This window comes from Pseudomonas sp. R3-57 (assembly GCF_051132065.1).
In the GTDB taxonomy this organism is placed as follows: domain Bacteria; phylum Pseudomonadota; class Gammaproteobacteria; order Pseudomonadales; family Pseudomonadaceae; genus Aquipseudomonas.
On record NZ_CP071655.1, the window covers coordinates 2,677,296 to 2,702,162 of the forward strand.

The 24,867-nt window shown below is 60.4% G+C and carries 20 protein-coding genes and 1 pseudogene; 10 read left to right on the forward strand and 11 right to left on the reverse strand.

Annotated elements, in window-relative coordinates:
• Positions 1-23 precede the first annotated feature (23 nt).
• Both J3P93_RS12180 and J3P93_RS12185 read right to left on the reverse strand, forming a co-directional pair.
• On the reverse strand, positions 24-1,076 hold the full coding sequence (locus J3P93_RS12180; RefSeq protein WP_434597686.1) for an alpha/beta hydrolase family protein: 1,053 nt from the start codon (positions 1,074-1,076) through the stop codon (positions 24-26).
• Positions 1,077-1,586: 510 nt separating this feature from the next.
• Positions 1,587-3,713, reverse strand: coding sequence for a TonB-dependent receptor family protein (locus tag J3P93_RS12185; protein ID WP_434597688.1), 2,127 nt, complete (start codon positions 3,711-3,713; stop codon positions 1,587-1,589).
• A 263-nt stretch (positions 3,714-3,976) separates the two neighbouring features.
• Between J3P93_RS12185 and J3P93_RS12190 the strand changes: the two genes are divergently transcribed.
• The 4 genes from J3P93_RS12190 to cydB are packed head-to-tail and all read left to right on the forward strand — an operon-like array spanning position 3,977 to position 7,003.
• Positions 3,977-4,192 (forward strand): hypothetical protein, encoded by a 216-nt coding sequence (locus J3P93_RS12190; RefSeq protein WP_434597690.1) that lies wholly within the window; start codon positions 3,977-3,979, stop codon positions 4,190-4,192.
• Positions 4,193-4,214: 22 nt separating this feature from the next.
• Positions 4,215-4,604 (forward strand): VOC family protein, encoded by a 390-nt coding sequence (locus J3P93_RS12195; protein ID WP_434597692.1) that lies wholly within the window; start codon positions 4,215-4,217, stop codon positions 4,602-4,604.
• 8 nt (positions 4,605-4,612) lie between these two features.
• Positions 4,613-5,989 (forward strand): cytochrome ubiquinol oxidase subunit I, encoded by a 1,377-nt coding sequence (locus J3P93_RS12200; protein WP_434597694.1) that lies wholly within the window; start codon positions 4,613-4,615, stop codon positions 5,987-5,989.
• 12 nt (positions 5,990-6,001) lie between these two features.
• Entirely contained in the window at positions 6,002-7,003 is a 1,002-nt protein-coding gene (gene cydB / locus J3P93_RS12205) for a cytochrome d ubiquinol oxidase subunit II (protein WP_434597696.1), read from the forward strand.
• A 2-nt stretch (positions 7,004-7,005) separates the two neighbouring features.
• Here the strand turns inward: cydB and J3P93_RS12210 are convergent, their stop codons facing one another.
• Positions 7,006-9,627, reverse strand: a complete 2,622-nt coding sequence (locus J3P93_RS12210; protein ID WP_434597699.1) for a bifunctional diguanylate cyclase/phosphodiesterase — start codon at positions 9,625-9,627, stop codon at positions 7,006-7,008.
• Positions 9,628-9,846: 219 nt separating this feature from the next.
• Between J3P93_RS12210 and J3P93_RS12215 the strand changes: the two genes are divergently transcribed.
• Positions 9,847-12,051, forward strand: a complete 2,205-nt coding sequence (locus tag J3P93_RS12215) for an OsmC domain/YcaO domain-containing protein (protein WP_434597701.1) — start codon at positions 9,847-9,849, stop codon at positions 12,049-12,051.
• Between the two features lie 690 nt (positions 12,052-12,741).
• Here J3P93_RS12215 and J3P93_RS12220 read toward each other — a convergent pair.
• The 4 genes and pseudogenes from J3P93_RS12220 to J3P93_RS12235 all read right to left on the reverse strand — a co-directional run bounded on the left by J3P93_RS12220 (position 12,742) and on the right by J3P93_RS12235 (position 15,010).
• Complete coding sequence (locus J3P93_RS12220) at positions 12,742-13,236, reverse strand: PaaI family thioesterase (protein ID WP_434597703.1); 495 nt, start codon at positions 13,234-13,236, stop codon at positions 12,742-12,744.
• Between the two features lie 8 nt (positions 13,237-13,244).
• Complete coding sequence (locus J3P93_RS12225; RefSeq protein WP_434597705.1) at positions 13,245-14,402, reverse strand: GGDEF domain-containing protein; 1,158 nt, start codon at positions 14,400-14,402, stop codon at positions 13,245-13,247.
• A gap of 103 nt (positions 14,403-14,505) precedes the next feature.
• Positions 14,506-14,622: pseudogene (locus J3P93_RS12230) on the reverse strand (alcohol dehydrogenase); the annotation flags it as partial.
• Between the two features lie 139 nt (positions 14,623-14,761).
• Entirely contained in the window at positions 14,762-15,010 is a 249-nt protein-coding gene (locus J3P93_RS12235) for a hypothetical protein (protein WP_434597707.1), read from the reverse strand.
• Positions 15,011-15,175: 165 nt separating this feature from the next.
• On the opposite strand from J3P93_RS12235, the gene J3P93_RS12240 reads away from it, so the two are divergent.
• Positions 15,176-15,820, forward strand: coding sequence for an ATPase (locus J3P93_RS12240; RefSeq protein WP_203418297.1), 645 nt, complete (start codon positions 15,176-15,178; stop codon positions 15,818-15,820).
• Between the two features lie 86 nt (positions 15,821-15,906).
• Positions 15,907-16,248: a hypothetical protein gene (locus tag J3P93_RS12245; protein ID WP_434597709.1), complete on the forward strand. Its 342-nt coding sequence runs from the start codon at positions 15,907-15,909 to the stop codon at positions 16,246-16,248.
• A gap of 748 nt (positions 16,249-16,996) precedes the next feature.
• Here J3P93_RS12245 and J3P93_RS12250 read toward each other — a convergent pair.
• The 3 genes from J3P93_RS12250 to J3P93_RS12260 all read right to left on the reverse strand — a co-directional run bounded on the left by J3P93_RS12250 (position 16,997) and on the right by J3P93_RS12260 (position 21,043).
• The gene (locus J3P93_RS12250; protein ID WP_434597711.1) at positions 16,997-18,193 is read right to left on the reverse strand and encodes a GAF domain-containing sensor histidine kinase; all 1,197 of its coding nucleotides are present in this window, start codon (positions 18,191-18,193) and stop codon (positions 16,997-16,999) included.
• A 1,005-nt stretch (positions 18,194-19,198) separates the two neighbouring features.
• On the reverse strand, positions 19,199-20,038 hold the full coding sequence (gene yghU, locus J3P93_RS12255; protein WP_434597714.1) for a glutathione-dependent disulfide-bond oxidoreductase: 840 nt from the start codon (positions 20,036-20,038) through the stop codon (positions 19,199-19,201).
• Between the two features lie 72 nt (positions 20,039-20,110).
• On the reverse strand, positions 20,111-21,043 hold the full coding sequence (locus J3P93_RS12260; protein ID WP_434597716.1) for a LysR family transcriptional regulator: 933 nt from the start codon (positions 21,041-21,043) through the stop codon (positions 20,111-20,113).
• Positions 21,044-21,170: 127 nt separating this feature from the next.
• On the opposite strand from J3P93_RS12260, the gene J3P93_RS12265 reads away from it, so the two are divergent.
• Positions 21,171-21,440 (forward strand): DUF2798 domain-containing protein, encoded by a 270-nt coding sequence (locus J3P93_RS12265; RefSeq protein ID WP_434597718.1) that lies wholly within the window; start codon positions 21,171-21,173, stop codon positions 21,438-21,440.
• Positions 21,441-21,443: 3 nt separating this feature from the next.
• Here the strand turns inward: J3P93_RS12265 and J3P93_RS12270 are convergent, their stop codons facing one another.
• Complete coding sequence (locus tag J3P93_RS12270; RefSeq protein WP_434597720.1) at positions 21,444-21,947, reverse strand: cupin; 504 nt, start codon at positions 21,945-21,947, stop codon at positions 21,444-21,446.
• A 238-nt stretch (positions 21,948-22,185) separates the two neighbouring features.
• On the opposite strand from J3P93_RS12270, the gene J3P93_RS12275 reads away from it, so the two are divergent.
• Positions 22,186-23,973: a thiamine pyrophosphate-requiring protein gene (locus J3P93_RS12275; protein ID WP_434597722.1), complete on the forward strand. Its 1,788-nt coding sequence runs from the start codon at positions 22,186-22,188 to the stop codon at positions 23,971-23,973.
• The gene (locus J3P93_RS12280; protein ID WP_434597724.1) at positions 23,970-24,707 is read left to right on the forward strand and encodes a DUF72 domain-containing protein; all 738 of its coding nucleotides are present in this window, start codon (positions 23,970-23,972) and stop codon (positions 24,705-24,707) included. The genes J3P93_RS12275 and J3P93_RS12280 overlap by 4 nt, the downstream gene beginning before the upstream one ends.
• Positions 24,708-24,867 lie beyond the last annotated feature (160 nt).

Genomic DNA, 24,867 nt, shown 5'->3' on the forward strand with positions numbered 1-24,867 from the left:
TCAGGTAACTTTCCACCCAGCACTTAACGTTCTTCCTTGGTGTTCGCCGCTTGCGTCAAAAAATCGGAAATAAGCAAGGTCACCTGCTGCTGAATCTCTGCCCTTGGACGGGCATTGTCGCCATCGCTGCAAATGATCCCGTCCCCCGGCGCGTCTTCCTCCAGCAGTTCCACCGCCCCCGGCTTGCAGGTTGGCAGAAAGCTGAAATGACTGGCGTCGCCGATCTCGACATATTGGCTGGTCGCTTTGGGCAAGCGTTTGGCGAGGTTGGCGGACTCCAGTTCTGTCGGTAAATCCAGCGAAGGGGCGCCGGCTGCGATGACCAGCGTCGGCACCGGCAGAGCTGCAAGACTCTCGTCGGTCATGCCGCGCGATAGTCCCAGGTCCAGTGTCACGACAGCACTGACGCGTGGATCGCGCAGATCGCTCGCCAATGCTGTTTCGAGTGGCGCAGTGCTTGCGGGGTTCATGGTCTGGTAGACCTTGCAACTGGACAGCTGCGGATGGGCTTCACAGTCCCGAGCGAACAGTTGTGGGTCAAAGCGTGCACCGGCGATTTCCAGCGCAGTCCAGCCGCCAAGCGAATGCCCAACGACGGCGATTTGGCGCTCGGTGGTCAAACCGTATTTGTCCGGTTGTGCCAAGACTGCATCAATGGCCCGGCCGAGATCAACGGGCCGCTGCCACAACTCTGCCGCCGCTTGCTCACCGCGATCATGAGTCGTGCTGCCAGGATGGTTGATGGCTGCGACGATGTAGCCCTGATGGGCCAGCGCGCTCGCCAGCCAGATCTGGTTGCTCCAGTTGCCGCGATAGCCGTGAGACAGCACCACCAAGGGATGTTCGCCCGCGACGGGAGGCGCGTTGCGAACGGCGTCGGCGCCGGCAAACACGACATCGTCGGCAATCAGCTCTGGCGCGTCTGTTGTCGGGCTCGGGTACCACACGACCATCTCCAGCGGGCGCTGGTGGTGTGGGTCGGGCAAGTGGATGGACTGGAAGCCGATCTGCTTGACGTCAGCCAAAGCACTGGTTGAAACGCCAATCAAAAGCAGGACGCACAGAGCTTTTTTCAATGTTGTTATCTTCCCTGATGAGTAAGGTGAAGCGGATCTCGTTGCCTGTACGTTTCACAATCCCCCGAAACCGCTAAACCAGGGGAACACAATGCCAGCCTTGTGTCCCTGGTATTTTGCTTGGTCTCTCAGCTGCCTGCGGCAACGCCATCCACTGACCATCGCAGGGACGATTAGCAAGGCGAGCATCCACGGCAGCACAGGGGATGTTCCCACAGTCAGGGCCGTCAGCATGCCAGCAAGCGCCAGGCAAATAATTGCCACGTTATAGCTGAGATGCCGACGCTTGATCGACGCAAAGCTGTCCCAGTCATAAATCAGCCAGTCGTGGGAGAAACCTCCACAGTCGGGGCACTTGTGGGTTGGAGGAATACTGTTCGCAATATAGCCACATTCGGGACATCGACATTTCATCGGACGATCCATCATCAGAGGCGGGTGAAATCACAGTCAGCTTTACGAGACTGATTCTGAGCAACCCGCAGCGCTTGCTTCCAAGGGGGCAAGCGGTCAGAGCAAGCTCCACGAAACCCCGACATACACCCCCATCCCTTCACCCGGCGTCGACCGCGCCGCATCCAGCCCCTTGTCGTCATACCCCGGTGTGACTGTGGCCGCGTAATGCTTGTTGGTCAGGTTGCGCATATCGACCCAGCCCTGCCAGTCACCCTTCGGTGCGTTGTAGCCCAGCGTTGCGCCGAACAGGGCGTACGGGTCAGCGTAGTAGCTGTTGGCATAATCCACGGCCGTTTTCGATACCAGTTGGGTGTTAACGGCGGCAAAGAAACCTTGCGGCCAGTCATAGCGCAACTCGCCCTGGTAATAGTGCATCGGCAAGCCCGGCAGACGGTTGTCACCAAAACGCTGCTCATCACGATAGTGGAAGTCGCTGAAAGTGTAGGCCTGACGCAGGCTCAATTGACGGCCATCCGCCGCCGACCAGAGTTTGCTGTTCAGGCTGGCTTCGACGCCTTGATGCACGGTCGGGCTGGCGTTGAGTTCGTACGGGGTCACCGCCGTGGCGTCAGGCAGTACCGAAAGCAGTTCGTGGCGCACTTGTGCGTAATACCAGGCCAGGCTCCATTCGCCGAAAGCGCTGTCGCCACGGCCACCGAGTTCCAGCGTGGTCGCGGTCTGATTTTGCAGGGTTGTCGGGTCTTTTTGCGTGCCGGTGGCCGCGCCGTTACCAGCCGGGAAGCGCACGTTAGAGCTGTAGATCAACGACCACGGGTGCGGCGCTTCGACCGAGCGGCTGAGGTTGCCGAACACTTGGACATCCGGGGTGATCTGGTAGCGCAGGCCGATCCGCGGTGCGTAGTCCCAATCATTGAGGCTGGTTTTGCCGCCGCCTTGCGGGTAGGTCACGGCACTTTCGCGGCGGGTATAGATAGCGGCGAGGCCGGTGGTCAGCCACAGGTCGTCGGCAATTTCCAGGTCGTTGCCGACATGCAAGACGGTGTCCGAACCCTGATAGGTGAAGTTGCGCATGCGTGTACCCGGCGCGTAACGGGCCGTGTTGCCGCTCGGGACCCGGACGAATTCGCTGGCGCCGTCGTTGGGCAGATGCTTGGTCACGCGCAGGCCGACAGTGCTGCGGCTTTCCATGCCGAACAGGGTGTCGCGGCGCTTGTAGTCGAAGGTGCCGCTGACGTCGGTGTAGGCGACCTTCAAGCGGTTCGGGCCTTCGCGCAGATCCATCGGGTAGTCGTGATAGACGAGGCCGGTCTGAATGCTCGAATCATCGTCGATGTAGAAGGTGGTCTTGTTGCCGATGAAGGTGCTGCCCGGTTGCTTGCGACTATCGTCCCGCGCCACGTAGGACGGGTTGGCGGCCCGCGGGTGATGCTCGATGGAGTGCTTGGTCACGCGGCCGGCGAGGTCGTTGTCGGTTTCGCGGTAGCGGATATAGAAGCGCGTTTCCAGATTCGGGTTGAAGCGATAACCGAAGTTGGCGATCACGCCTCTGCTTTCGCTGGCGGTGTGATCCTGATAGCCGTCGGCATTGGCATCGGTCAGCGACACGTAGTAATCGAAGTCGCCGAGCACTTGCCCGGAACTGACCTGACGTTGCTGATAGCCGTGGCTGCCGGTCGCATAACGCACTTGCAGCTTCGGCGCGGTGTAGCCGGTGTGGCTGACGTAATCGACGGCCCCACCCAGTGCCAGCGCGCCACGATCGAAACCGTTGGCGCCGCGCAGCACTTCAACGTGATCGACCCACAACGGCTCGAGCAATTCATACGGCGTGCCGCCGGGGCCGGTCAGCGGCAAGCCATCGAGCATCGTATACAGCCCCGACGCATGCGCCCCCGGCGCGCGGTTGATGCCTGAACCTCGCACGGAAATCTTCACGCCTTCGTTGCCCGCCGACTGCGCATAGACGCCCGGTTGGTAGGCCAGCACATCCTGATTGCTTGCCACGCGGCCCTGCAACGGCTGGCGCATGTCGACCACATTGGTGCCCCCCGGCACTTGTTCGAGACGGGTCTCGGCTTCTTCGACGCTGGCGTCTGCACCGCTGCGCTCATCCGCCGAAATCAGCACTTGCCCCAGTTCCAGACCTTGGGTCTCGGCCAGCGCCGGGCAGGCAAGGGCCAGGCCGAGCAGGGCGGCGGGCAGGGATTTGGGCGACGGCATCGAAAAACTCCAGCGAACAGGGATGAACAGTGAACAGTGCGACGCAGGAAACCAGCGGGGAAACACATGGCGCGCAGGCTTTTTTCCCGGTCATGGTCCACAACCGGACGGGGAATAAGTTCGCGGATCGGCACTGCACGGTCAATAAACAAATACCGCAACGCCGTTGAGCCATTTCAAACAGACCGTCCATCCGTCGACTGCCCTGAACCTGCGCCGGGCCGATTCTTTCTACCGGGTGAGTCTTTCAGGAGATACCCCCCATGTTCGATCAACAAAAACAGGCATCACTGGCGGCTTGGCGCGAACTGGCGGCGCAAACACAGGACGATCCGGACCCCGAACACCGCTACGACGAACTGCTCAAGGCTGCCGATGCGATGGAGGAACAAGGCCTGATCACCCCTGCAGAATGGCGGCAACTGGTGCGCGAGGCCGGCAACCTGTTCACCCATAACGAAGAACAAACCCACGGTTGAATGGCCAGCGGAGGAACATCCCATGCTCAGTTATCTGTTTATCGGCGCCAATGACGTGGAGCGTTCGGCGGCCTTTTATCACGCGATCCTCACGCCGCTGGGCTATCAGCATGATCGCGAAGAACACGATTGCTTTTACCTTCCCGACGCCGCCGACAAGTCCAATGGACCCGGCAGCGTGCACATCGCCAAACCTTTCAACGGTGAGCCCGCAACCGCGGGTAACGGCATGATGCCGGCGTTTCGTGCCGAATCACGGCAGCAGGTCGACCAGATTCACAAGGCCGGGCTGGAGCATGGCGGCAGCGACGAAGGCGCGCCGGGCACCCGCGAGGCTTACACGCCGGACTTTTATGTGGCGTACCTGCGCGATCCCGAGGGCAACAAGCTTGCGCTGTTCTTCAGCGGCTGAATGCCCGCATGGAGTCCGTTGAATCCGCCCTGATGGCGGCCCGCGCCCAGTTCGCAATCACCATCGGCTTCCACATCGTGCTGGCGGCGTTGAGCATCGGTCTGGCCAACTTTCTGATGGTGCTGGAAGCGTTGTGGTTGAAAACCGGGCGCACGGTTTACCTGGATGTCTATCGCTATTGGTTGAAAGTGTTCGCACTCAATGTCGCGGTGGGCACGGCGTCGGGGTTGATTCTGGAATATCAGTTCGGGCTGAACTGGTCGCGGTTGGCGGTGCAGGCCGGCGACGTCATCGGTCCACTGATGTTCTTTGAAGTGCTGGCGGCGTTTTTCATCGAAGCGGGCTTCCTCGGCATCATGCTGTTCGGCCTGAAGAAGGTCGGCCCGAAACTGCATTTTTTCGCCACCTGTGCAGTGGCGCTGGGCTCATTGATCAGTGCGTTCTGGATTCTCTCCGCCAACTCCTGGATGCAAACGCCGGCAGGTTATTCGATTGCCGCGGACGGCCGGTTCATCGCCGAAGATTGGTGGGCGATCATTTTCAACCCGTCGTTTCCGTATCGTCTGGCGCATATGATCCTCGCCGTGTTCATTGGCAGTGCGACGTTCATTGCCGGCGTCAGCGCCTGGCAATTGCGCAAGGCCGCGCACAATCCCCGCGCCCGCGTGCAGTTTTCCATGGCGTTGTGGCTGATTGTGCTGTTGATGCCGCTGCAGATCGTGGTCGGCGATCTGCATGGCCGGCACAGCTTGCAGGTCCAGCCGCAGAAGGTCGCCGCGATCGAGGGTTCGTGGACCCGACCACCCGCAGGCGCCGGTGAACCGTTGCGCCTGCTGGCCTGGCCGGACATGAACGAGCGACGCAACCTGTGGGAATTGTCGATTCCACGCGCGGGCTCGCTATATTTGCATCACGACTTACACAGCAGCATCGCCGCGCTGGATGAATTCCCGCCGCAAGACATCCCGCCGGTGGCGCCGGTGTTTTATGCCTTTCGCCTGATGGTCGGGTTGGGCCTGTTGATGCTGGCGCAGGGCGTGATCAGCCTGATCCTGCGCCGCCGTCGACGTTTGTACAGCACGCGCTGGTGGCTGAACGGCTGCGTGTGGCTGGCCCCGGCGGGATTTCTGGCGATGCTCAGCGGCTGGGTCGTCACCGAGGTTGGCCGACAACCGTTCACGGTGTACGGGCTGATGCGCACGGCGGACAGCCTGTCGTCGGTCTCGCGGGCGCAAGTGCTCGGTTCGACGTGGTTGATCCTGCTGTTCTATCTATTGATTTTCGCCATCGGCCTGTGGGTGTTACTGCGCTTGCTGCGTAAGCCGCCGCAAGCTGATGAGCCGGGACCGCAACCGACCCTGGCCGACGAAACCGGGCATTCTTGAGGACGCCGCTGCATGGACACTGACTGGCTAACCCTGCTGTGCGCCGCCGCGCTGGCATTCTCAGTGATGAATTACGTGATTCTCGACGGCACCGATCTGGGCGTCGGCATGCTCATGGGCGTGACCGCTTGCAGCCGCGAGCGCCGGGCCATGGCGGTGACGATTTTGCCGGTGTGGGACGCCAACGAGACATGGCTGGTGCTCGGCGGCGGCGGGCTGCTGGCGCTGTTTCCGCTGGCTTATGCGATTTTGCTACCGGCCCTGTATGTGCCGTTTATTGTGATGTTTCTGGCGTTGATCGCGCGCGCGGTGGCGCTGGAGTTTCGTGACCATGCGTCCAATGAACGAAGCAAAAGGGCGATTGACAGGGTGTTGATGGTTGCATCGTTGCTGACCGGGTTCGTCCAGGGGATGGTGCTCGGTACGCTGGTTCAGGGCGTCGCGCATCGCGATGGCCAATACAGCGGCGATGGCCGTGAGTGGCTCAGTGCTTTTGCACTGTTTTGCGGTGTGGTGCTGGTGCTCGGCTTTCTATGGCTGGGCGCCTGCTGGCTTTATTGGCGGACGATGGATCAATTGCAGCAGCGCTCGGCGCGCCAGGCCCGGGTCCTGGCATTGATCGTTGTGCTGTTGTTGCTGGCACTGGTTGTTTGGACTGCCACGCTATATCCGCAATACGCGCAACGCTTGACGGATATTCGGCTGTGGTTGCCGGCGGCGTTGCTCCTTGGTATTTCACTGCTGGTCTTTGTCAGGGGTTTTCGCAGCCGCCTGGATTTCCTGCCGTTGTTCGCCGCGCTGGGTGTCTTCGTGCTGGCCTTCGCCGTGATGCTGGTCGCGCTGTTTCCCTACATCATCCCGCCGGACCTGACCTTGAGCGCCGCGGCGTCCAGCCCGAACAGTCAAACATTCATGCTGATTGGTTTTGCCGTGCTGGTACCGCTGACGCTGGCCTACAACACCTTCGGCTTCAAGGTTTTCAGTGGCAAGGTGCGGGTGGCGGGGCAGGGTTGACCTCAGGTCACCCGGCCCTTTCTGCCAGTCGTGCCGCTTATTGGCGACAGGCGTGAGGCCCGCAACAACTCGGCAAACGCGGCTTTGTCGATCGGCCGACTCATGAAGTAGCCCTGCACTTCGTTGCACTGATCGACACCGAGAATATCCAGCTGTTCTTCGGTCTCGACACCTTCGGCGGTCACGGTCAGCCCCATGGCTTTACCCAGCCCGATGATCGCCTGCACCACCGCGCGATCGTTGGCGCCACTGCTGATCGAGGCGATGAAGCGCTTGTCGATCTTGATGCCATCGAAGGGATAAGCGCGCAGGTAGCCGAGCGAGGAATAACCGGTGCCGAAATCGTCCATGTTCAGGCGCACGCCGAGTTGCTTCAGAGCGTTCATGGTCGCGAGTGCGCCGTCGGTGTCGTTGAGCATGACGTTTTCGGTGATCTCCAGCTCCAGGCGGCTGGCCGGGAAGCGCGTGGCGACCAGTACCTCGCGTACATCCTCAACCACATCGCTGACCGCAAATTGCGCCGGCGACAGATTCACCGACAACAGCACATCCTCGGGCCACGCCAGCGCGGTTTCGCAGGCTTCGCGCAACACCCAACGCCCGAGCGGCACGATCAGATCGGTCTGTTCGGCCAGCGGGATGAACACGTCCGGGCCGAGCAGCCCCTTGGTTGGATGCTGCCAGCGCACCAGCGCTTCGACCGAGACGATCTGCTTGCCATCGACCTTGTAGCGCGGCTGGTAATGCAGGATGAATTCGTTGTGCTTGAGCGCGTGGCGCATGTCGTCTTCCATCTGCCGACGCGTCTGGATCTGATCGCTCATGTGCGCTTCGAAATAGCACCAGGTGTTCTTGCCGTCGGATTTCGCTTGATACAAGGCAATGTCGGCATAACGAATCAGATCACTCGGCACGTAGCCATGGCGCCGACTCAGCGCGATACCGATACTGGCGCCGATGTGCAGCGGATGTTCCTCGAACACGATCGGCTGGTGCAGGCTGCCGATCAGGCGCGTGCAGAACTTGTCGATCTCGTGATGACTGTCCATGCCGTTGAGCGCGACGATGAACTCATCGCCGCCCAGACGCGCGACGAGGTCATGTTCGCGGGTGCATTCGCGCAGGCGTGCGGCGACTTCCTGCAATACCGCGTCGCCGGCCGGATGCCCGAGTGAATCGTTGATCGGTTTGAAGTTGTCGAGGTCGATCATCAGCAACGTCAGCGGCAGCGCGTGTTCCTTGAGCAACAGGGCTTCATCCAGATAACGTGCGAGCTTGTTGCGGTTGGGCAGGCCGGTCAGGGCATCGTGCATCGACAAGTGCTGGATCTGCGCATGGGCGGCCACTTCGTCGGTGATGTCGCTGGCGGTGCCGCGATAGCCGACGACATCGTGCTGATGGACGATTGGCCGCGCCGACAGTCGACAGTGGCGCGGCTGGCCGGAGTGGTCGCGGTAGGTACAGCGCAAATCGCCGCTGCTGGTTTCTTCGCTGAGCTTGCGCAGCCACAGGTCCAGCGGTGTGGTGTCGCACGACAGCAGTTCGCCGACAGGCTGACCCAGCCACAGGGTTTGCGGGTAACCGGTGACTTCACTGAAGCGTGCCGACAGGTAGGTCAGCAACAGGTCGCGGTCGACTTCCCAGATCCAGTCCGAAGCCGCCTCGGCCACGGCACGAAAACGTTCTTCACTGGCTTCAAGCGCATGGTTGGCACTTTCGAGAGCGAGGTTGGAGGCTTGCATCGCTTCGATGCTGTTATCGACATACTGTGAGGAGCGCAGCGCGTGGCGGAAAAAATACGCAGTCAGCAGCATCAGCACCACCAGCGTCGCGCCAAGTGGCGGGATCAACGACCACAACAATTGCTGGCCGGGCCGCTGCAGATCGGCAACCAGGCTGTAACCGGTGCTGTCGAGCGCCACCCTCGGCTGATGGCTTTCAATGGTGTCATCCGGGGCCAGCGTCAGGTTGGTCAGGCCGTATCCACTGCCGATCTTGCGCAGCTTGGTCGGGGTCAGTTTGTCAACGAACACCAGCACTGAGGTATTTCTCAGTTCGTCGAGCGGGCGCTCATCGTTGGGGATGATCGGTGCTGCGGTGATCAGCGCCGGCCAGCCCTCGAACAGCGAATAAGTGGCCACCGGTTTGGTCAGATCCGGCTGGCTCAGCGCTTGCTCCAGCAAGCCTGCGGCTGGCACCTGCAATACCTCGGAAATGTCGGTCTCGACCATTTGCCCGCGAATCACCGAGTATTTGGTGCGATTGCGATCAATCACGAAAACGCCGTCATAGCCGTCGCTGGTGAACATGGTTTTGCCCATGTTCTGCTCGGCGTAGGCCCAGTCCGTATCCACCGGCCCGCTCAAATGTTCATACGCGGTGGTCCAGTAGGCGTAGCTGGTGATGTAGTTTTTGGTGGCGGTGATACGGTTTTCCAATGCTCGCGCCGAGTAGAACTGGTTCTGTTCGACGTCTTTTTCATCAAGCTGATTAGCGATGCCGAGGAGGGCGCTGGCCGCGGCGATGACGCCAGCAATGAACAGCGCGCCGACCGCAATGGCCAGGCGGCGGGTAACCGCACGTTGCGGACTCGGCAGAGGTTGCGCAGAAGCAGAAACGGCCATGTGCTCGTCCTTGATCCGGTGTCTTCTGAATCTAGAACAACGGCGCGGGCACATTGTTCAGATTGTTGTCATGGATGACGACGCGTTGCTTCGAAGTGTAGCGAATTTGCCGAAATTGCCAGTGTCGCCGGCGGGCGGCGAATCCCGAAAGCACAAGACATCGGGCGCAAAAGCCGGATAATGGCGGCCATTCGTTTAGCCGTATTCTGGTAATCCCGCATGGAAATCAAGGTCAACTTTCTCGACAACCTTCGACTTGAAGCCAAGTTCGACGACTTCACGGTGATCGCCGATCAGCCCATCCGCTACAAGGGTGATGGCTCGGCACCGGGGCCGTTCGACTACTTTCTGGCGTCGTCGGCATTGTGTGCGGCTTACTTTGTGAAGTTGTACTGCGACACGCGCAATATCCCCACGGAAAACATTCGCCTGTCGCAAAACAACATCGTCGACCCGGAAAACCGCTACAACCAGATCTTCAAGATCCAGGTCGAATTGCCCGCGGACATTTCCGACAAGGACCGCCAGGGCATCCTGCGTTCGATCGACCGTTGCACCGTAAAAAAAGTCGTGCAAACCGGCCCGGAATTCATCATCGAAGAAGTAGAGAACCTCGACGCCGATGCTCAGGCCTTGCTGATGCCACATTCGGGGTCTGACGCGGGCACCTACATCGCCGGTAAAGACCTGCCGCTGGAGCAGACCATTGCCAACATGTCGGGCATCCTCGCCGACCTCGGCATGAAGATCGAAATCGCTTCGTGGCGCAACATCGTGCCCAACGTCTGGTCGCTGCACATCCGCGATGCGCATTCGCCGATGTGCTTCACCAACGGCAAGGGCGCGACCAAGGAGGGCGCGCTGGCTTCGGCGCTGGGCGAGTTCATCGAACGGCTGAACTGCAACTTCTTCTACAACGACCAGTTCTGGGGCGAAGAGATCGCCAACGCCGAATTCGTCCATTACCCGGACGAACAATGGTTCAAGCCGGGCGCGAAAGACGAGTTGCCGAGCGAGATCCTCGACGACTACACCTTGAAGATCTACAACCGCGACGGCGAACTGCGCGGCTCGCACCTGTTCGATACCAACTCCGGCAACACCCAGCGCGGCATCTGCTCGCTGCCGTTCGTGCGTCAGTCGGACAACGAAGTGGTGTACTTCCCGTCCAACCTGATCGAAAACCTTTACCTGAGCAACGGCATGAGCGCTGGCAATACCCTGGCCGAAGCGCAGGTGCAGTGCCTGTCGGAGATTTTCGAGCGCGCGGTGAAACGCGAAATCCTAGAGGGCGAAATGGCCCTGCCGGATGTTCCACAGGAAGTGCTGGAAAAGTATCCGAGCATCCTCGCCGGTATCAGAGGCCTGGAAGAACAGGGCTTCCCGGTGTTGGTCAAGGATGCCTCGCTGGGCGGCGAATTCCCGGTCATGTGCGTGACCCTGATGAACCCGCGCACCGGCGGCGTGTTCGCCTCGTTTGGCGCGCACCCGAGCTTTGAGGTGGCGCTGGAACGCAGCCTGACCGAATTGCTCCAGGGCCGCAGTTTCGAAGGCCTCAACGACCTGCCGCAGCCGACGTTCTCCGGCCAGGCCGTGACCGAGCCGAACAACTTTGTCGAACACTTCATCGATTCCAGCGGTGTGGTGTCGTGGCGTTTCTTCAGTGCCAGACCCGACTTCGAGTTTGTCGAGTGGGATTTCTCCGGTCAGGGCGAAAACTCCAACGCCGAAGAAGCCGCGACGCTGTTCGGCATCCTTGAAGACATGGGCAAGGAAGTCTACATGGCGGTGTACGAGCACATCGGTGCCAAGGCCTGCCGCATCCTCGTGCCGGATTACTCGGAGATCTACCCGATCGAAGACCTGATCTGGGACAACACCAACAAAGCCCTGCAATTTCGCGCTGACATCCTCAACTTGCACAACCTGAGCAAAGTCGGCCTGCGCAACCTTGCCCAAGGTCTGGAAAACAGCGAACAGGACGATTACACCGACATCACTACGCTGATCGGCATCGAGTTCGACGACAACACGCCGTGGGGCAAACTGACGATCCTCGAACTGCGCCTGCTGATCTACCTCGCCCTGCAGAAGTACGAACAAGCCAAGGATCTGGTGGAAGCCTTCCTGCAATACAACGACAACACCGTCGAACGCGGCTTGTTCTATCAAGCAGTCAACGTCGTGCTGGAAATGGAACTGGACGAGGATCTGGAGCTGGAAGACTACGAAGCCAACTTCCGCCGCATGTTTGGCAATGAGCGCATGGACGCAGCGATTGGCTCGGTCAACGGCAGCGTACGCTTCTACGGACTGACCCCGACGAGCATGAAGCTGGAAGGGCTGGATCGCCATTTGCGTTTGATAGAGAGCTACAAGAAGTTGCATTCGGCGCGGGCCAGAATGGCAAATCTGTCGCAGTGAGACTGGTAGGCCTGGGTGTAGGCCCAGGCTTTCATCACTCGCGGAAAGAGATCAGGCCTAAAACAGGCTGTTTATAGCTCGATCTTTCGAAAGCGCTTGATGAAAAAGGCGCCGTCGACCAATACCGCTGTTGGCATGCTTTCTTCCTGATAGCAAAACGCCCAAGGGTTTGGCACGTCCTGGATGGTTAGGACGGCGTACTGCCTTGGGCGAGATGGGGGCAGATTAGATCTGGCAGACATTAGCGTCAACCCGATTTTTCCACTGCGATTTGTTGCTTGGCAGCGACATGCAAACGATAGAGCTTGGGCCAACGCCATACAAGCCGGCGCTTTCCGCGATGTTTGCAGGCAACGACGCAGGGCTGCGTAGTTTATGTATTGCCAAATGTCGCATCGGCTGGATTCGAAGTCTGAGTTCGGCTCGGTATTTCAATTCGGCCTATCTCTCGCATCCACCACGGTCAGTTCCCTCTCCCTCTGGGAGAGGGCTAGGGTGAGGGGCTTTTGATTTTAGGCCGATTTCAAACTTCACCCAGTAATCCAGAGTTGAGCGGTGAATACAGGGCGTCCGGCTGGTGAGTTGTGGTGGATTCGCCCCTCACCCCAGCCCTCTCCCAGAGGGAGAGGGAGCCGATTTATGCAGGATTCAGATAAACCACCCAAGCGGCAGCATCGAGTAGTCATGGCTTCAACGCCCATGCGCCGCATCCGCCAACTGCCCGGTATCCACTCTCACAAACACCGAATCGCCCACCGCCGTCAGCACTTCCCCGGCATACACTTCGCAAATCACTCGCGTCTTGCGCCCGACCTCGCCATCAACCCTGGCTCGCAAGATCAGCGGCACGCCCATCGGTGTCGGTTTGATGAACTTGATGCCGAGGTTGCCGGTGACACAGTCGATGCGCGGCAGGCTGCCGGCTTCGCGGTTTTCTGCGCGGTAGTGGTAGGCCATCGCTGTCCAGTTGGAGTGGCAGTCGACCAGCATGGCGATCAGGCCGCCGTAGACCAGATCCGGCCAGCCGCAATATTGGCTGTCCGGCAGGTGCTCGGCGATGACGTGGACGCCGTCGTCGTGCCAGCGGCTTTTGACGTGCAGGCCGTGTGGGTTGCGGCCGCCGCAGCCGTAGCAGACGCCTTCGGGGGCAGCGAGATCTTGCAGTGGCGTGTCGAGGCTGGACATGGTTTTTATTATCCTGGAGTGGTGAGCCCGGTCAGACGCAGGCGATTGCGCCCGCCGCGTTTGGATTCGTAGAGCGCCAGATCGCCTTGTTCAATAAGGGTGGCGAGACTCGCCGGAGCCGTGTCGAACGCGGTGGCGCCGATGCTCAGGGTAACCGCGGCGGGCGTGGCAAAGGTCTGTGAGGCCATGTTCAAAAACTGATCGCGCAGGCTGTCGCCGAGTTCGACGATGCGCTCACTGGAAGCGTTGTTCAACAGGATGACGAACTCGTCACCGCCGAGCCGCGCGGTCAGTGCATTGCGCGGCAGGGCCGCAAGAATCATTTCGCTCAGGGCGATCAGTAAGCGGTCGCCAGCGGTGTGGCCGTAGTGGTCGTTGACCAGTTTGAAGTTGTCGATGTCGATCAGCAGCAGGGCGCCTGGCTGTTGCGGCGACACCTGTTGCAGCAGGCGCGGTGCACGTTTTTCCAGCGCGCGGCGGTTGTACAGGGCGGTCAGCGGGTCGCGCTCGGCGAGGCGGGCGATCTGCTCTTCCCGTCGATAGCGTTCGGTGCCGGTCATCGACAACGCGATCAACATGATCGCCATCGCGCCTTCGACCAGGGAAATCTGAATGATCTCGCCGCGAAACGCCGCCAGATCGATCAACGTGCCGGGTATCACCACGGTCAGCGCTTTGGCCACGTAGAACAGGCCATGACCGAGCAGCACGTAACGCAGTTGCACCGCGCCGACACTCAGCGATTTGCCGTGCGGGCGCAGCAGTGAGCTGGCCTTGAGCGTCGGGATCGCCACCAATAACGAATTGGCCACCAGCATGGCTTTCGACCACAGCGGCCCGTCCGGTAACAGGAGCATCACCAGCCAGATCAGGAACACCAGATACCAGGCCGGCGACAGCCGCGTCTGGGTAAAGCGCGCCACGCCCAGCAGGAAAAAGAAGTGCGCGGTCACCAACAAGCCGTTGGCGAACCAGATGCCAAGCCACAGGAAGCCGCTGCTGCGCAACAGGGCGAGGGTAGAGCCCACGCTGATCGTGGCGAAACCGGCGCTCCAGAACAGCAGCGAAGATTCACGAATACTGCGCCATTCGACCGCCAGGTACAGCGCGGCAGCGGCTGCAAGTGCGATGGTGATGGTGAGCATCGTTGGCGGATCGAGCAGCATTTCCGGGCGGGCCTGTCTGATTGGGCGGTAAGACCGGCGATTGTAAGCGTTCGGGCGGATTTTCGCAGAGGGCGCGGTCGGCGTGCACCGCCGCGCCTTGGCGTTATTGGCTGGCGTCAAGCACCACGCGGTAGCGCGCCTTGCCACTGCGCAGGTGGTCGACCGCCTCGTTGACCTTGCTCATCGGGAACATCTCGACCTGCGGCAGGATCTGGTGCCGGACTCGCAGCCCCACGCCCAATGCGCACGCAAGCGATCGGCGAAGCCGCCGTTGCTGCCGCTGAAAGTTGTGGGTTCGCTGTTGCTCATGACGCACCTCCGGTTCGACTGACAGGACAACGACCGGCAAGTCTAGACGGTCATGACGCGGGCGCGAGCCAGGTGTCCACCACTCGGCGATCCAGCTCTTCCCAATAAGCCATACCCAGCACGCGCGTGGTGTTGAGCCCGCGCAGGTAACCGCGCAACTGGTTGGCAGTGTCTTTGATCAGTTGTGGATCGCGACGGTTTTTGTCCAGCAACACACTTTCGTACTGCACCAGATACTCGGCCACGCGCTCGCGATATTCGGGAAAAACGGCGTCACGGATCAGGTCAAACGTTCTCAAGGCAAACCTCACGGGTCTTTGTCGTTGTATTGGAGTGTCTCGCAGTCTGCGCGAGCGCAACTATTGCTAGAAGTAATAGTGACCATCAAGAAACGCAAGTTCTGCTTTGCCGGCAATCGGCGGAAAATCGCCTCCATCGACCACGCCGCTCAAGGAAATTGCGCGATGAACATCCTGCCCCGACTGGCTTTGCTCGCCCTGCTGACAGCGGGTGCGATGTTTACCGCACCGACCTACGCAGCCGACGCCGGGGCGTGCCACTTCCAGAGCCTGGGTGGCAGCAGCGCGACCTTGCAGCATTCGCAAACCGTCGGCGTGTTGCTCAGTGCGAACACCCTGGACAACCTGCAATACCTCGAGCGTTACCACGACATGGCGGCCAACGGCGCGAAAGATGCGCTGGACTCGCGGATTCGTGAAGCGTTTGTCGGCAGCTCCGATCCGGAACTGGCGATCGACTGGTTGGTGAGTTCGTTGCAACAGCAGTTTTTGTCGGTGACGGTCTACGACAACCTCGATGCGCTGGTGCAGGCGCATCCGGACGTGGTGGTCAAGCTCGACACCTTCAACCGCTTGTTGACCCAGCGTAACAGCCTGGTCGAGGCGCGCTTTACCGCACGTTTCTACGACGCCGACCTGCAATACATCGGCAAGGCTGAAGGGGCGGTGGAAAAACAGCTGCCTTCGGTGTGGGTCCATGACCAGGCCGCGCCGGCGATTGCGGCGCAGATCGACAAACAGCGCGACCTGCAATTCGATGCCTTGAAGCAATTCGATGTGTCGCTCAAGGCCCTGGTGGCGTCGAGCTGATCTCTCAAAACATAAATGGCAACGGCGGCTCCGTGAGGCTGGACCGTTGCCGGTTGAACCGAACCTTTATTTTCAGGATTACCCCTATGCGTCTTTTATTCGTCCCTGCCATGGCTGTCGCTTCCTTGTTGCTCGCCGGTTGTGCTTCGGCACCGAACAATCCGAGCCTGACCTTGCAGACCAGCAAGACTCCTGAGCAGTACGCCGAGTGTGTGGTGCCCAAGTTGCAGGGCAGTTCGTTGCACCCGACGGTTTCGCAGACCCAGCGCAGTTATCGGATCGTGGTGCCGAGCAAGATTTCGGCGGACAACGTGCTTGAGGCTTACAAGGCGGGGAATGGCGGCAAGGTGTTCATTTATGAGCGGCATTTGCTGGCGTCGAATTTGTTGCCGTCGAGTTTTGAGCGGGCGGCGCAGGATTGCATCTGATTTTTTGATTTGGCTGAGCTCCTTTGGTTGGCCGCAACCAACCAATTCCTTTGCCCCACGCCTTTTGGTTGTGGGGTTTTTTTTTTGTGTCTTGGCGGCCTTCGGGCCGACCATGCTCTGGTTGTTTTGGGTGAATATCCGTTTTTTGGGTGTTGCGACTGGCGGTTTCGCCCTTACGGCGAGTCCCTTTTTCAAACGCCAAAAAGGAACCGAAAGGCTTTGCTCCTACGTACGGCCCTCGCAGGCTCGGGTCCCTTCGCTCCGGGATCGATCCGGGCGCAGCGGCTACGGTTTGCTTCGCTGCACCTCCTTCCGCTGTGTCTGGCTGCGCCAGACGGTCGCTGCGCTCCCACGCCCGGATCAATCCCTCCACTCAGCCTTCCGATGTCGCTGGTTAGGCAAGATCAAGATCAAGAGCACTCGAGCTGGCGCTCATTGTTGAGTGGTTAGAAGCGGGGGGTTGGCTTTGGATTTGCGGTGTGGCTGCCCCTCACCCCAGCCCTCTTCCGAGGGAGAGGGAGCCGATCTTTGGGCCGTTCAAAATTTGCATTCGGCTCGGTATCTCCGGTGACGTACCTCGCCCAACCACCGCGGTCAGTCCATTCTCCCTCCGGGAGAGGGTTAGGGTGAGGGGCTTTTGATTTTGCTTTGAAGTCTGCATTCGATTCGGTATTTCACGTCGGTGTATCTCGTCCATACACCGCGGTCAGTTCCCTCTCCCTTTGGGCGGTCCGACGTTTCGGGAGGGCTAGGGTGAGGGATGGAGCCGGGCCGGGAATCTTGCGGTGAAGCAGGTTCCCGCTTCGGCGTCTGACGTCACGTGCAGCGTGCCGTTGTGCGCGGCTGCTATCTGCGCGGCGATGTACAGGCCCAGACCCAGACCTTCGCGGCTCTGCTCGGCTTCGGCGCGGGTGAACGGTTCGAACAGCCGCGGCAACAATTGCGCCGGAATCGGGGTGCCGTGGTTGGTCAGGGTGATGATGATTTCGGCGTTTTCTGCACAGGCCTTGAGCACGATCGGTGTGCTGTTCGAGCCATGGGTGGCGGCGTTGCTCAGCAGGTTGGAGAGCAATTGGCTGATGCGCAGCGCGTCGCAGTAAACCCCCATCGGCAGATCCAGATCATGAACAAACGTTGCCTGCGGATAGGCCGCCTGCGCTTCGGCGACGCTCAGTTGCAGGACCTGCTCCAGATCTTGTACGAACTTGCGCTGCACCGGGATGCCACTGCCCAAGCGACCGCGGGCGAAGTCGAGGATGTTTTCGATCAATACGCCCATGCGCACCGAGCTGTTGCGAATCGCCGCGATCAGGTTCAGCGAGCGCTTGTCCTCGGTTCTGCTGTGCAGCAGATCGGCGCTCATGCGCACGGCGCTCAGCGGGGTGCGCAGGTCGTGGCCCAGCACGGCGATGAATTGCTCGCGCAGGCGTCCGAGTTCGTTGGCGTTGCTCAGCTCGACGGTGGTCGCTTCCAGACGATTCTGGGTGTCGAGGCTCATGGCAATCAGTTGCGCGAACAGCGTGAGTGTCTTGGCGATGGCCGGTTCGTCGAGGTTTGCCGGCACCGAGTCGATCGCGCAAAGAGTGCCGAAGAAGTTGCCGTTGGCCTGGATGATCGGGATGGAAATATAGCTTTCCAGCCCGTAGGCCTTCGGCGTGTGGTGCACGGAGAAGATCGGGTGGGCACTGGCGTGGCCGAAGATCACCGGTTGCTGGTGTTGGCGGATTTCATGGCAAATGGTCGATTCGAGCACCAGTTCGCCGCCCGGCAACAGGCCGAAATCGATCGAGTCATCCACGGCGCAGGCAACCCAGTTGCGCTCGGTAACCCGGGCCACTGCGGCAAAACGCATGCCGGTGAGGTGTTTGACCATGCTCAGGATCACCGGCACCGCGTCAATGCGGTTGATGGCTTCGATGTCGGGGGCAAATGCCGGGTCGGTCATGGTGCGATGCTTCTTGAGGAATTCGCTGGGAGACTATCGCGGATTGCGGTTGATGACTAACAGTGGGTAGCGAAAACAGGGCGCCAAGGACAGTTCCGGGGCGCCCTACGGGTAACGAATTTTTCATATGGGGGGATGTGAGTGCATATCCGTTGCTGCGGTAACGGCGGCTTATGGTTTCGCCTGACGGCGACTCACTTTTTTTACAAACGCCTAAAAAAAGTAAGCAAAAAAACGCTTGCTCCTACGTTCGGCCCTCGCAAGCTCGGGTTCCTTCGCTCCGGGACTGATCCGGGCGCAGCGGCTACGGTTTGCTTCGCTGCACCTCCTTCCGCTGTGTACGACTTCGTCGTACGGTCGCTGCGCTCCCACGCCCGGATCAATCCCTGCGCTCAGCCTTCCGACGTCGCCGGTGGATCAAGATCAAAAGCAGGCGAGCTGACACTCGGCCTATTGAGTGGTGAGAAGCGGCGCACGGCTTTGGATTTGCAGTGGATTTGCCCCTCATCGGAACGCCGCCCGCCCAGCCCTCTCCCCTTGGAGAGGGGGCCGATTTGTGGGTTGTTCAAAATTTGAGTACGACTCGGTATTGCACGTCAGCGTATATCTCACATCCACCACGGTCAGTCCCCTCTCCCTCCGGGAGAGGGATAGGCGGGCGGCGTTCCGATGAGGGGCTTTTGATTTTCAGACTGATTTCAGCCTCAGCCTTCTACATCGCTGGTATCAAGATCAAAGGCAGGCGAGCTGGGCACTCGGCCTGCTGGCTGTACTCGGTCTCTGTGGGAGCTGGCTTGCCAGCGATGACGGTCTGACAGCCAATCAAAATCTGTCAGATTTACCTGGCCCAACTGTGTGAGCCAGCCTGCTGGCGATGGCTTTCTTTTCAGTCATGCGATGTTGAATGTTCAACCCCTATCGCTTGCAGGCAAGCTCCCACAGGTTGACCGCGTTCTTTCAGTCGGAACGCGGTCAGCTTGTGGAAGTTGCCCGGCGATGGCGATTTCAGTTCAGATCATCTGCACTGTGGCGCTCCGGCACTTGGCTGGCTTCATCGCCCCAGGTGCGATTGACCCGCTGGCCGCGCATCACTGCCGGGCGTTGGGCGATGGCTTCGGCCCAGCGCTGCACATGGGTATATTCGTGCGCGGCGAGGAATTCGGCGGCGGAGTAGACGTTGTTGCGCACCAGTTGCCCGTACCACGGCCACACCGCGATGTCGGCGATGCTGTACTCGTTGCCGGCAAGGTAGGCGTTCTCTGCAAGACGCTGATTGAGCACGTCCAGCTGCCGCTTGGCTTCCATGGTGAAGCGGTTGATCGGGTATTCCAGTTTTTCCGGGGCATACGCGTAGAAATGCCCGAAGCCGCCGCCAAGGTAAGGCGCCGAGCCCATCTGCCAGAACAGCCAGTTGAGTGTTTCGGTGCGTCCGGCGGGGTCTTTGGGCAGGAAGGCGCCGAATTTTTCCGCCAGATACAGCAGGATCGAGCCGGACTCGAACACACGGATCGCTGGTTCGACGCTACGGTCCAGCAGCGCCGGAATCTTCGAGTTCGGGTTGATCTCGACGAAACCGCTGGAGAACTGATCGCCCTCGCCGATGCGGATCAGCCACGCGTCGTATTCGGCGCCGGCATGCCCCAGCGCCAGCAGTTCCTCAAGCAGGATGGTCACTTTGACGCCGTTGGGCGTGGCCAGCGAATACAGCTGCAAGGGGTGTTTGCCGACCGGCAGGGTTTTGTCGTGAGTCGGCCCGGCGATCGGGCGGTTGATACTGGCGAAGTGGCCGCCGGACGGGGCTTCGTGTTTCCAGACTTTGGGCGGAACGTAAGGCGCATTGCTCATGAATCGGACCTCATCGTGGGCAGGCTGAAAATAGATGATCACCGTAAGGAAAATTTCCGGCGCATGCCAGAGTTAGTTGCTGGCAGCTGACTCGTGCTTCGGCCAGCGTGCGGCGAGTTGCTGTGTCAGGTACGCAAGGAATGTGCGGACTTTGGGCGTCATCGCGGCGCGTTCCTGTACGCAGGCGTAGATATCCATCGGCTCGGTCACTGCGCTGCGCGGGTTGTCGAGCAATGGCAACAATTGGCCGCTGGCCAGATATGGCGCGGCGACGAACTCGGCCAGGCGGGTGATGCCCGCGCCATGCAGGGCCATTTGCGTCAGCGCGTCGATATCGTCGCTGATCGCGCTGGCCTGGATGGGCGCGTCATAACGCTGCCCGTCGCGGACAAAACCCCAGCGCAGGAAGCGCCCGTCCAGCGGGTAACGAAAGGCCAGGCAGGCATGGTGTTGCAAGTCATCAGGCGATTGCGGCCAACCGGCGCGCGCAAGATAAGTCGGCGCGGCGCAAAGAATGAAGGGCAGCGAGACCAGTTTGCGCGCGACGATGCCGTCTTCGAGTTGCGGGCGGATGCGCAGGCTCAGATCGATGCCATCCTGAATATGGTTGATCTTGCCGTCGGTGGCCGACAGCTCGATCAACAGGCCTGGGTGTTGCGCGGCGAATCCGGCGATCAGGCCCGCGAGCACGTGCCGACCGAACGCGGCGGTGGAGGCGATGACCAGACGTCCTTTGAGTTCTTTCTGATCGCCGCAGATCGAACTCTGCGCGGATTCCAGATCCGCCGCAATCTGCCTGACCTTCTCGTAATACACCGCGCCGTTCTCAGTCAGCGCCATGCTCCGGGTGGTGCGTTGCAGCAGGCGCACGCCCAGATGCGCTTCGAGACGGTTGAGCGTCTGGCTCACGGCCGCCGCGCTGACCCCCAGCGATTTGGCGGCCCCGACAATCGAGCCGGATTCCACCACTTTGATAAAACTGGCAATCGCCGCGAGAAGATTCATTCAGGGGTCGTGCACCGCAGATTCGTAAGTTGTGCTTTATAAAGTACCTGCCGCTGGCCGTCTAGTTGCGTGCCTGCGGCGTTGCTAAGGTGCGGGCTCCCTGTCAACGCCAATGGATGAAAGCCCTATGAGTGAAGCCACCGAAACCGCCATCTCGAGCCGCCGTAAGCTCTCGCCGCGCGCCACGCCGTATGTGTTCGCGTTGTACATGGCGACGATCATGGCCTTTCTCATGTCGCTGGTGATCACCGCGGCGAACGCCGGCATTGATAACAATTACCTGAGCAATGCCTTGCACGCCTACAAACTGGCGATGCCGGTGGCCTTTCTGTGCATTCTGGTGGTTCGGCCAGTAGTGAGCAGACTCGTCGCGCTGACCGTGCACCCGCATCGCTGAGCGCTATCTGGTCCAGTGCTGTAACAGCGCGCCGTGCTCGCCCTGCACCGGGTCTTGCTGCGGATACTCCACGTTGGAGAGATGCTGACGTTGCTCGGCATTCGGCGCTTCAGTGCAGATATCACCTTGCTGCCCCGGTGGATACGCGCCGACCACAAGAAAGTCGGGGCTGGATTCAACGCTGCAATGGCCAGTGCCGACCGGCAGCAGCAACACATCACCGGCACTGACTTGCACCTCGCGCCCACCGGGCCCGCCGAGCATCAGCCGTGCATGACCCTGGGCGACGCCCAGCACCTCGTGGCCCTGGGTGTGGTAGTGATGGAAATCGTAAACGTGGTAGCGAAACTGCGGCGGCCAGCCGTTGGCGCGGAAGGTCTTTTCGAACAGCGCGGCCGGGTCGTCGCCTTCGAGGGCTAATGCGTTGGAATACACCAGCACCGGCAATTGCGGATTGTTCGGTACCCAGTCGTTACGCTCGAGCAAAAAGCTAGTTACGTCAGTCATCGTTCGTCCTCCGGCGGTCATTGTGCTGTCGACCGCAGGGGAGGGCAAACGCCTCAGAAAACTCGTCGAGTGGCTGACAAAAGGCTCACCGATGCGTCATCCAGTCTCGCTGGCGAATCGCTCGCCAGTGCAAATTCATCGAAACTTCGCCGTTCCGTCGATGGTCCAGACCCATACACCTGCCGGCGCGTGCCGCGTCGCAAATGCACCCTGTAAACGGTGAAAGGCGAGGATCAAGATGACGATGACAGTGGGGGATTTTCTGGTCGAACGGCTCAGCGAGTGGGGCGTGACGCGCATTTTTGGCTACCCGGGCGACGGCATCAACGGCGTGTTCGGTGCGCTGAGTCGGGCACAGGGCAAGATCGAATTCGTCCAGGCGCGGCATGAGGAAATGGCCGCGTTCATGGCCTCGGCCCATGCCAAGTTCACCGGTGAGCTGGGCGTGTGCATCGCCACGTCCGGCCCTGGCGCGTCGCACTTGATCACCGGTCTTTACGATGCACGGATGGACCATATGCCGGTGCTGGCCATCGTCGGTCAGCAGGCGCGCACCGCGCTGGGCAGTCACTACCAGCAGGAACTCGATCTGGTGTCGATGTTCAAGGACGTCGCCGGCGCGTTCGTGCAACAGGCCTCGGCACCAGCGCAGGTGCGCCATCTGCTTGATCGCGCGGTGCGTACGGCTGTCGGTGAGCGGCGAGTGACGGCGATTATCCTGCCCAATGATTTGCAGGACCTGCCCTACGAAGCACCGCCCAGAGCCCATGGCACGGCGCACTCAGGCGTCGGCTACAGCAAGCCGAAAGTGCTGCCTTACGAGGCGGATCTGCAGCGCGCCGCCGAGGTGCTGAATGCAGGCGAGAAAGTTGCCATTCTGGTCGGCGCCGGGGCGTTGCAGGCGACCGATGAGGTGATTGCCGTGGCGGAAAAACTCGGCGCCGGGGTGGCCAAGGCGTTGCTCGGCAAAGCCGTACTACCCGACGAGTTACCGTGGGTCACCGGCAGCATCGGCCTGCTCGGCACCGAGCCGAGCTACAAGCTGATGAGCGAGTGCGACACCTTGCTGATGATCGGTTCAGGTTTCCCGTATTCGGAATTCCTGCCCAAAGAGGGCCAGGCCCGTGGCGTGCAGATCGATTTGCAACCCGACATGCTCAGCCTGCGCTACCCGATGGAGGTCAACCTGGTCGGCGACGCGGCGGAAACCCTCGCCGCGCTGTTGCCGCTGCTGGAGAAAAAAGACGCGGGCAAATGGCGCAAGAAAATCGAAGGCTGGCGCGGCACCTGGGAGAAAACCCTGGAAAAACGCGCCATGGCCAAAGCCAATCCGATCAACCCGCAACGCGTGGTCTATGAGCTTTCACCACGTTTGCCCGAGCAGGCGATCATCACCAGCGATTCCGGCTCGTGCGCCAACTGGTACGCACGCGATCTGAAAACCCGCCGCGGCATGAAATGCTCGCTGTCCGGCGGCCTCGCCTCGATGGGCGCGGCGGTGCCCTACGCGATTGCTGCCAAGTTCGCCTATCCCGAGCGGTCGGTGATTGCGCTGGTTGGCGATGGCGCGATGCAGATGAACAACATGGCCGAGCTGATCACGGTCGCCAAATACTGGCGGCAGTGGGCGAGTCCGAAATGGATCTGCGCGGTGTTCAATAACGAAGACCTCAATCAGGTGACCTGGGAGCAGCGGGTGATGGAGGGCGATCCGAAGTTCGAGGCGTCGCAAAGCATTCCCGACGTGCCGTATCACCTGTTTGCCATTTCGATTGGTCTCAAGGGCATTTATGTCGAGCGCGAAGAGGACGTTGCCGGCGCGTGGGAGCAGGCGCTGGCCTCGGATGTGCCGGTGCTGATCGAATTCAAGACCGACCCGAACGTGCCGCCGCTGCCGCCGCACATCAAGCTGGAGCAAGCGAAAAAGTTCGCGACCACGCTGCTCAAAGGCGACCCGGATGAAGCCGGGGTGATTGTGCAAACCGCCAAGCAAGTCCTCGGTGCGGTGTTGCCAGGCAAGAAATGAGCAGCGAAGAGCGTGAAGCAAAGCTGTTGATGGGTTGTGCCGGCTGGAGCCTGGGCCGTGAGTACTGGCCGCAGTTTCCTTCGGTCGGCACGCATTTGCAGCGCTACGCGGCGCGGCTCAGTGCCGTGGAGATCAACAGCTCGTTCTACCGTCCGCATCGACGTCAGACCTATGAACGCTGGGCGGATTCGGTGGCGGACGGTTTTCGCTTTTCAGTGAAAATACCCAAACAGATCACCCATGAGCGGCGTTTGCTTGATTGTGAAGCGCTGCTTGATGAATTCCTTGCGCAGTGCGGTGGATTGGGCGATCGCTTGGGGTGTCTGCTGGTGCAGTTGCCGCCGTCGTTGACGTTTGATGCGGTTGGGGCAGACGGGTTTTTCCGTGCTTTGCGTGAGCGTTTCGATGGCGCTGTGGTGCTGGAGCCGCGTCATGAAACCTGGGTTTCGGCTGAGCCGATGTTGGTCAGCTATCGAATTGCTCAGGCAGCGGTGGATCCTTCGCGCATCAGCACGGACAGCGAACCGCGAGGTTGGGCGGGCGTGCGGTATTGGCGCTTGCATGGATCGCCGCGGATTTATTTCAGCGATTATTCGGCGGATTTCCTTGAGGAGCTGCAGCGCAGATTGTTGGCGGAGGTTGCGTCGGGTGTCGAGACCTGGTGCATTTTTGATAACACGGCGGGTGGGGCTGCCTTGGGGAATGCGTTGAGCCTGCAACAGCCCTCACCCTAGCCCTCTCCCAGAGGGAGAGGGGACTGACCGCGGTGTCTTCTGTCATACATCGACCTGAAGAACCGTGTCGATTATGGATTCACAGCGAATCGTTCAGGCTAGCGTAACGCTTGAATATCCCCCAATCAGTTCCCTCTCCCTCTGGGCGGTCCGACGTTTC